General features: G+C 61.2%; 1 protein-coding gene and 1 pseudogene. Both read left to right on the top strand.

What is annotated here, in order from left to right; translation table 11 throughout:
- The coding region (locus ACIF4X_RS28965) for a CTP synthase (RefSeq protein ID WP_397484669.1) at positions 1-1,457 on the top strand (1,457 nt) is incomplete at its 5' end.
- Positions 1,458-1,462: 5 nt separating this feature from the next.
- Positions 1,463-1,558, top strand: a pseudogene (locus tag ACIF4X_RS28960) (3-deoxy-8-phosphooctulonate synthase); the annotation flags it as partial.

Genomic DNA, 1,558 nt, shown 5'->3' with positions numbered 1-1,558 from the left:
CGATCCACCCCCACGCCGGCGCCGCGACCCCCCTGGACCTGGGCCACTACGCGCGGTTCAGCCGCACGACCATGACCCAGAACACCAACTTCACCACCGGCCGTGTCTACGAGCACGTGCTGCGCAAAGAGCGCCGTGGTGACTACCTGGGTGCAACCATTCAGGTGATCCCGCACATCACCGACGAAATCAAGCGCCGCATCATCAAGGGTGCTGGCGACGCTGACGTGGCAATGGTCGAGATCGGTGGCACCGTCGGTGACATCGAATCGCAACCGTTCCTCGAAGCGATCCGCCAACTGCGTTTCGAAGTCGGCGCGAAGCGCGCGATGCTGATGCACCTGACACTGGTGCCGTACATCGCCACCGCCGGCGAGACCAAGACCAAGCCAACCCAGCACTCGGTAAAAGAGCTGCGCTCGATCGGCCTGCAGCCAGACGTGCTGGTGTGCCGTTCCGATCACCCGATCGACATCTCGTCGCGTCGCAAGATCGCTCAGTTCACCAACGTTGAAGAGCGCGCAGTGATTGCGCTCGAAGACGCCGACACCATTTACAAGATCCCGGGCATCCTGCACTCGCAGGGTCTGGACGATTTCGTTGTCGAGCGTTTCGGCCTGCAATGCGGCAGCGCGGATCTGTCCGAGTGGGAAGCCGTGGTTGACGCCAAGCTGAACCCGGAACACGAAGTGACCATCGCCATGGTCGGCAAGTACATGGAACTGCTGGACGCCTACAAGTCGCTGATCGAAGCGATGAGTCATGCCGGCATCAGCAATCGCACCAAGGTCAACCTGCGTTACATCGACTCCGAAGACATCGAAAACCAGGGCACAGCGCTGCTCGAAGGTGTTGATGCGATCCTCGTACCGGGCGGCTTCGGTCTGCGCGGCGTGGAAGGCAAGATCACCGCCGTTCAGTACGCTCGGGAAAACAAGGTTCCGTACCTGGGTATCTGCCTGGGCATGCAAGTGGCGGTCATCGAGTTCGCCCGTAACGTGATGGGCTGGAAAGACGCCAACTCCACCGAGTTCGATCGCGCCAGCGGCCATCCGGTTGTCGGTCTGATCACCGAGTGGGAAGACGCGACCGGTGCCGTTGAAGTGCGTACCGAATCGTCCGACCTGGGCGGCACCATGCGTCTCGGCGCTCAGGACTGCCTGCTCGAGGCCGGCTCCAAGGTGCACGACTGCTACGGCAAGGACGTGATCGTCGAGCGTCACCGTCACCGTTACGAAGTGAACAACAACCTGCTGCCACAACTGATCGAAGCCGGCCTGAAAATTTCCGGTCGCTCCGCTGACGCGGCGCTGGTTGAAGTGGTTGAAGCGGCCGATCACCCATGGTTCGTCGCTTGCCAGTTCCACCCTGAGTTCACCTCGACGCCGCGCGATGGCCATCCGCTGTTCAGCGGTTTTGTCAAAGCTGCGTTGGCTCAACACCAGAAGAAGGCGTAACCCCGATGGCACAGAAGATCATCCGCGTCGGCGACATCGAGATTGCCAACGACAAACCCATGGTGCTGTTCGGCGGCATGAACGTGCTGGAAAGCCGTGAC

Origin of the sequence: Pseudomonas sp. NPDC085632 (assembly GCF_044541255.1) — a bacterium.
Lineage (GTDB): Bacteria > Pseudomonadota > Gammaproteobacteria > Pseudomonadales > Pseudomonadaceae > Aquipseudomonas.
This window is presented reverse-complemented; position numbering and strand designations above follow the sequence as displayed.